This window comes from Pontibacter sp. E15-1 (assembly GCF_022601975.1).
Classification (GTDB): Bacteria; Bacteroidota; Bacteroidia; order Cytophagales; family Hymenobacteraceae; genus Pontibacter.
The window spans coordinates 231991-238071 of the sequence record NZ_JAKVIR010000004.1; the positions used below are offsets into that span (position 1 = coordinate 231991).

6 protein-coding genes are annotated in these 6081 nt (G+C 53.9%); 3 read left to right on the forward strand and 3 right to left on the reverse strand.

Annotated features, from left to right (window positions below; genetic code table 11):
* Nucleotides 1–29: 29 nt before the first annotated feature.
* Together MKJ04_RS04590 and MKJ04_RS04595 are read left to right on the forward strand one after the other, a co-directional pair.
* Nucleotides 30–1169, forward strand: a complete 1140-nt coding sequence (locus tag MKJ04_RS04590; RefSeq protein ID WP_241639747.1) for a cystathionine gamma-synthase — start codon at nucleotides 30–32, stop codon at nucleotides 1167–1169.
* Between the two features lie 190 nt (nucleotides 1170–1359).
* Nucleotides 1360–1872: a DUF6141 family protein gene (locus MKJ04_RS04595; RefSeq protein ID WP_241639749.1), complete on the forward strand. Its 513-nt coding sequence runs from the start codon at nucleotides 1360–1362 to the stop codon at nucleotides 1870–1872.
* Nucleotides 1873–2547: 675 nt separating this feature from the next.
* On the opposite strand, the gene MKJ04_RS04600 is transcribed toward MKJ04_RS04595, so the two are convergent.
* From MKJ04_RS04600 to MKJ04_RS04610, 3 genes are all read right to left on the reverse strand, one after another.
* On the reverse strand, nucleotides 2548–3261 hold the full coding sequence (locus MKJ04_RS04600) for an OmpA family protein (protein WP_241639751.1): 714 nt from the start codon (nucleotides 3259–3261) through the stop codon (nucleotides 2548–2550).
* Between the two features lie 195 nt (nucleotides 3262–3456).
* A complete protein-coding gene (locus MKJ04_RS04605; RefSeq protein WP_241639753.1) occupies nucleotides 3457–4014 on the reverse strand; it encodes a hypothetical protein in 558 nt (185 codons plus the stop codon).
* Between the two features lie 22 nt (nucleotides 4015–4036).
* A complete protein-coding gene (locus MKJ04_RS04610) occupies nucleotides 4037–4435 on the reverse strand; it encodes an NUDIX hydrolase (protein WP_241639754.1) in 399 nt (132 codons plus the stop codon).
* Between the two features lie 473 nt (nucleotides 4436–4908).
* On the opposite strand from MKJ04_RS04610, the gene MKJ04_RS04615 reads away from it, so the two are divergent.
* Complete coding sequence (locus MKJ04_RS04615) at nucleotides 4909–5943, forward strand: isoaspartyl peptidase/L-asparaginase family protein (protein ID WP_410896807.1); 1035 nt, start codon at nucleotides 4909–4911, stop codon at nucleotides 5941–5943.
* Nucleotides 5944–6081 lie beyond the last annotated feature (138 nt).

The window sequence follows — 6081 nt, forward strand, 5'->3', positions numbered from 1 at the left end:
CGATCATTCTAAAAAACCATACTGTATATATGAAATTCGGAACAAAAGCGATACACGCTGGCGTAGAGCCAGACCCAACCACAGGCGCGATCATGACGCCGATATACCAGACGTCCACCTACGTGCAGCGCTCACCCGGCGACCACAAGGGGTATGAATACTCCCGCACGCACAACCCCACCCGCACGCAGCTGCAGAATGCCCTGGCGGCGCTCGAGAACGGTACGCACGGGCTGTGCTTCTCGTCGGGTATGGCGGCCGTGGATGCGATTATCAAAATGCTAAAGCCCGGCGACGAGGTGATCTCCACCAATGACCTGTATGGCGGCAGCTACCGCATCTTCACGAAGGTGTTCCAGAACTACGGCATCAAGTTCCACTTCACCGATATGGGCGACCTGAAGAACATTGAGGCGCTGGTGAACGAGAACACCAAAATGCTGTGGGTAGAAACGCCGACAAACCCTTTGCTGAACATTATTGATATAAAAGGCTGCGCTGACATCGCCAAAAAGCACAACCTGCTGGTGGTGGCCGACAATACCTTTGCCACGCCATACCTGCAAACCCCGCTCGACCTGGGCGCCGACATCGTGATGCACTCCCTGACAAAGTACATGGGTGGCCACTCGGATGTGGTGATGGGCGCTGTGATTGTAAATGACGATGATCTGGCCCAGCAGCTGGCCTTTATCCAGAACTCCTGCGGTGCCACACCCGGCCCGCAAGACTGCTTTCTGGTGCTGCGCGGCCTGAAAACGCTGCACCTGCGCATGGAGCGCCATTGCCAGAACGGCCGCCAGGTGGCGGAGTTCCTCAAAAACCACCCGAAGATAGAGAAGGTATACTGGCCTGGCTTTGCAGAACACGCCAACCATGAAATCGCCAAAAAGCAGATGCGCGACTTCGGGGGTATGGTGTCGTTTGTGCTGAAAGGCGACAAAGTGGAGGATGCCGTGCGCGTACTCGAGAAGTTTGAGTTCTTCACCCTGGCCGAGTCGCTGGGCGGCGTGGAGTCGCTGTGCGGGCACCCGGCCAGCATGACGCACGCCAGCATTCCGCGCGAAGAGCGCCTGAAGGCAGGCCTGAGCGACTCGCTCATCCGCCTGAGCGTAGGCGTGGAGGACATCGAAGACCTGCTGGCTGACCTGGAGCAGGCTATTGGCTAATAGTAGACACAAGATTTCAGACATAGGATTTTAGACTTTCCGTTTTGTTAAAAGAAGCGCTTGCTGCAATGGCAAGCGCTTCTTTGTTTGTCTCCTGGGACTGCGCCGCTAACATACATGCGGTGCTATAGCATAGAAGTGAATATATAGGAGGCCGCATCCCTGCCATCTAAAAGCAGTATTTAGAAAAATGGAAGAACAGTATGTCTATTTCCGGGAGAAGCAGCGTTTCCGGCAGCCCTGGCTGTGGGTGGTGGTGCTTGGGGTAGCCGGCCTGTTCTGGGCCGGGTTTATTTCGCAGGTGCTGTTTGGGGCTGTATTTGGCAGCAGGCCGATTGCCGATGTGCAGCTTACGGTGGCCTTCGTGCTGGTGGGCATCGGCTTGCCCTGGTTCTTTTACAAAATGTCGCTGACCACGGAGGTGAGGCCGGGGGAGTTGCAGGTGCGATTCTGGCCGTTTCACCACAAGCCGGTAATCATTCCGTTGCATACCATCCGGAACTACATACATGTTACCTATAATCCCATACTGGAATACGGCGGCTGGGGGATGCGTTGGGGCCTGCAGGGCAAAGCCTACAATACATCCGGCACAAAGGGTGTGAAGCTGGAGTTCTATAACCAGCGGCCCCTGCTCATCGGCTCACAACGAGCAGAAGAGTTGTGGGAAGCGATCCGGCTTGCAAAGGAGGGGAATAGCTAATTGCTGATTGGTATTTGTTTGTTGTTGAATGGTATGATGCAATTTCCTTCTCAAGGGAAGGGCCGTTTCATGCTGAACTTGCCTTCGCTTGCGTCTCGCGCGTGTAAGGAATAAGTGGGCCTCTGGCCCAGTCGAGTCACAGACTCGACATCATTCTTAGACACCCCGAAAGCCTTCGGGGCGCAGTGAAGTACAGAAGAAAAAGTCCCCCTTGGAGGCTAATCTTGTAGGGAAAAAACAGGAAGCATTTAAAGCATCAAAATCCATTGTCATTCTGTAAAGAATCTTGGTGGAAGGGAGATTAAGCAATTGCGGCTTGCCCACAAGATCCTTTCAGGATGACAAAAAAGAAGTGGCATGGATGGTTTTAGGTGTTCGAAAGCTGCTAAATTTTCCCCTACAAGATTAACTTGGGGGTAGGGGCCCTCGACGAAGAAGGGGGCAGGGGGATGAAAGACAGGTAGAGACATTTTATCCAGTCTCTATACAAGTGAAGACTGCAAATTTAAATTGTTTTCGCATTGAGAACCTTTCCTGGCATTCAGCCTTATACCAATCTCAGCCTTATACCAATCAGCAATTAACAACTAGCAATCAACAATCAACCCCTAGCCATAAAAAAAGCCGATGACCTTCGCGGATCATCGGCTTTTTTACTATAAAATGTAGTCCGGATTAAGACTGGATGCCCAGGATCTTGTAAATCTCAGAGAAGTCCGGAGTCAGGATGATCTCGGTGCGGCGGTTCTTCGACTTCGCCTCAGCAGAGCGACCTGTGTCTACCGGCATGTAGTAAGAGCGTCCGGCAGGCGTGATTCTGTCCGGAGACAGGCCTTTTTCAGTCATCATGCGGGTGATCTCGGTGGCGCGCAGCACGCTCAGGTCCCAGTTGTCGGTCATGTACTTCATGCCGCCGGTTATGCTCACGTCGTCTGTGTGGCCTTCCACCATCACGCCAACCGACTGGTTTTTCTTCAGCACGTTGGCCAGTTGGTCAATCGCCTTTTTGCCGCCAGCGTTCACTTTTGTGCTACCGGTGGCAAACAAGAGCTTGTCCGACATCGAAACATACACTTTGCCGTCCTTCACGTTCACGCTCAGGTCGCCTTGGTTGAAGCCCTGTAAGGCTGCGTTCACCTCGTTTTTCAGGTTATCCAATACCTTTTGCTGCTCGTTCATGGCGCGCTCCATCTCGGCGAGCTTCTGCTCACGGTCTTTGAGGGAGGCAGAGAGTTCGTCTACTTTCTGCTTGGAGGCCTCCTGCTCGCGCTCAAGTGCTTCCTTGCTCGCTTTCAGGTCATCATACTTCTTAGAGGATACGCAGGAAGCCAGCAGGGTTGAGCACAGCAACAGCGAAAAGAGGGAGGCTTTGAAGAAATTTAATTTCATTGATTTAGGGATTTGTTGTTTGGTTTGAAATTATTAGTTGCGTTGCAAATATGGGAAATTAATATACTGTTGACTAAAAATATGGCCTCAAAATACTATATATAAATTAATCTTTGCTGTAAACGCGCCGCTGTTCTTAATATTTTGTTCAGCTTATATATTTTTTCAAAAATACTTTTGGATGCTGGCTGCCGCTCAGACTTGGGCAGCACCTAGGGTTATTTGGTGCAGGCGGGGCTGCAAAAACCAGATGCCGAGCGGCAGGAAAATGATTTGGAGATAAGCGCCCGCAAACTCGCCCCCCGTTACCACCCGCCCTTGCTCCACGCTCACCAGCGACCGCGCCACAAAGTATACCAGGTATAAAAAGCAACCCGTGGCCAGCAGATGCAGCGGAGCCAGCAGCAACAACATGCCAAACGGGAGGGTGCCCAACAGCACGCTCTCCCTCACAAGGCCGAGGGTATAAACCAGCAGGAGGGTATACAGCGCGAAGTATACAGCACCCAAATGGAAAAAGACGCTGCTGATGGTGATGTCGGGAGGTAGCCGCCGGTAGAGGTATAGCCCCAACCGCCACAGCCACAGCACATACACGAGCGAGGGCATGGCATCGAGCAGCAGCATGGCCACCACGCCGGGTTGTACCGACAGGGCGGCAAGCAGACTGAGCAGGCCGTAGCGCAGCGCGAACGGCACCACAAACAGCAGCAGGAAAGCCTGCCAGTGCTTCAGGCGGAGTAAAAAAGACATATTTGCCTGCTTTGGGTTAGTTTTAGTCAAGGAGGTCTTGTTGCTGCAGCCAGTCGAAAATCAGTTGATCTACCGGCGACACCTGGGGGCGGTCGGAGTAGGTGAGCCATACCACCTCGGCTATTTCGGCGCTTGCCTGTATCGTGCCGGTATAACTGCCCGCGTAACACTGCATTTTCACCTCCACCCCGGAGGCGTGGCCGTGCGCCTGCGCGGTAAAAATGCCCAGGAAACGGAGCGACTCGGGGTGCAGGCGCACCGTCAGCTCTTCCTCTATTTCGCGGAGTAGGGTTTGCTGGTCTGTTTCGCCGGCCTCGCGCTTGCCGCCCGGGATATAGTATGCGTCTTTGCCCTTGCTGCGGGTGCTCAGTATTTTCCTGTCCCGGAGCTCAATCCAGGCCAGCTTGTCGATTACGGTCATGGGGTATAAAATCAAAGCAGGTACAAGGTAATACGGAAATCCGATCTTCCTGTGCCCGTTGCCAATTTTCCGTCACTGGCGAAAGATGCCGCGGTGCTGCCATAGTGGGGCGATGTGCGACAGGGTAGTTTACTGATAAGGCACAAGCGGAGGCTTGCGCCATCGAGAGTTACTACTGTAGAAACCCATCGTCGAAACATGAAACCCAAGCTGGGAGCATCTGCCTCAGACGAACTCGCGCAGTATACCCGGGCTTTTGAGCTGATTGATGGTAGCGCCCGACCCGGAACTGGCTATTTACACTGACGCGTGGGCAGATGAGATCTGCTAAACCGCCATAGCTGCCAGGCGTGGGACTGCATCAGTCTGTTGCGCGAAGCAATCTAGGTGTGTTTTTGGTGTCCGCCCGTGCATTTGCCCTTTTGTTTCGTTACTTTAACAAAGCGAAACTTTCAACCAACTCACTTCTTCACATGAACAAGAAACTATATCTCTTCTGCCTGTGCCTGCTGGCCGGGTATATGGGCCTGGCCCAGTCGTCGAAGCCCGACTACAGCAAAATCACGCTGGTGATACACGGTGGCGCAGGCACGATTACCCGCGCCAACATGACGCCCGAGAAAGAGAAAGCCTACAAAGAAAAACTGAACGAGGCCCTGAAGACAGGGTATGCGGTGTTGGAAAAGGGCGGCAGCAGCCTGGATGCCGTGGAGGCCACCGTGCGCGTGATGGAAGACTCGCCGCTGTTTAACGCTGGCAAAGGGGCCGTGTTCACCAACGAGGGCAAGAACGAGTTGGACGCCGCTATCATGGACGGCAAGACGCTGAAAGCCGGTGCCATCGCCAGCGTAACCACCATCCGAAACCCGATCAGTACGGCCCGCGCCGTGATGGAGCAGTCGGAACACGTGATGATGATTGGCCCTGGTGCGGAGAAATTCGCGCAGGAGAAGGGGATGGAGATCGTGGACCCGGCCTATTTTTATACCGAGACGCGCTTCAACCAATTGCAGAAAATCAAGGATAACGAGAAAACCGAGCTGGACCACAACGGCGGCTCGGGCAGCACCGAGAACATCTTCATCGAGGGCAAAAAATTCGGGACGGTGGGCGCGGTGGCTCTGGACGCCTACGGAAACCTGGCTGCGGCCACCTCAACGGGCGGTATGACCAACAAGCGCTACGGCCGCGTGGGCGACGTGCCGATTATTGGCGCAGGTACCTACGCTGACAACACTACCTGTGCCGTGTCGGCCACTGGGCATGGCGAGTACTTTATCCGGTCGGTGGTGGCCCACGATATCGCCTCACTGATGGCCTACAAAGGGCTCCCGCTGAAAAAGGCTGCCGATGAGGTGGTGATGCACAAACTGGTGGAGCGTGGCGGTGAGGGCGGTGTGATCGCCGTGGACAGAAACGGGAACATCGCCATGCCCTTCAACTCAGCCGGGATGTACCGCGGCTATATAAAGAAAGGGAAATCGGAGGTGCTGATCTATAAAGACTAGGCAGTAACAAAACGCAGTCGGCCTTCCTGATTCGCTTCAGGAAGGCCGACTGCGTTTTATGGGTATGGTATGGTATGGTATGGTATGGTATGGTATGGTATGGTATGGTATGGTATGGTATGGTATGGTATGGTATGG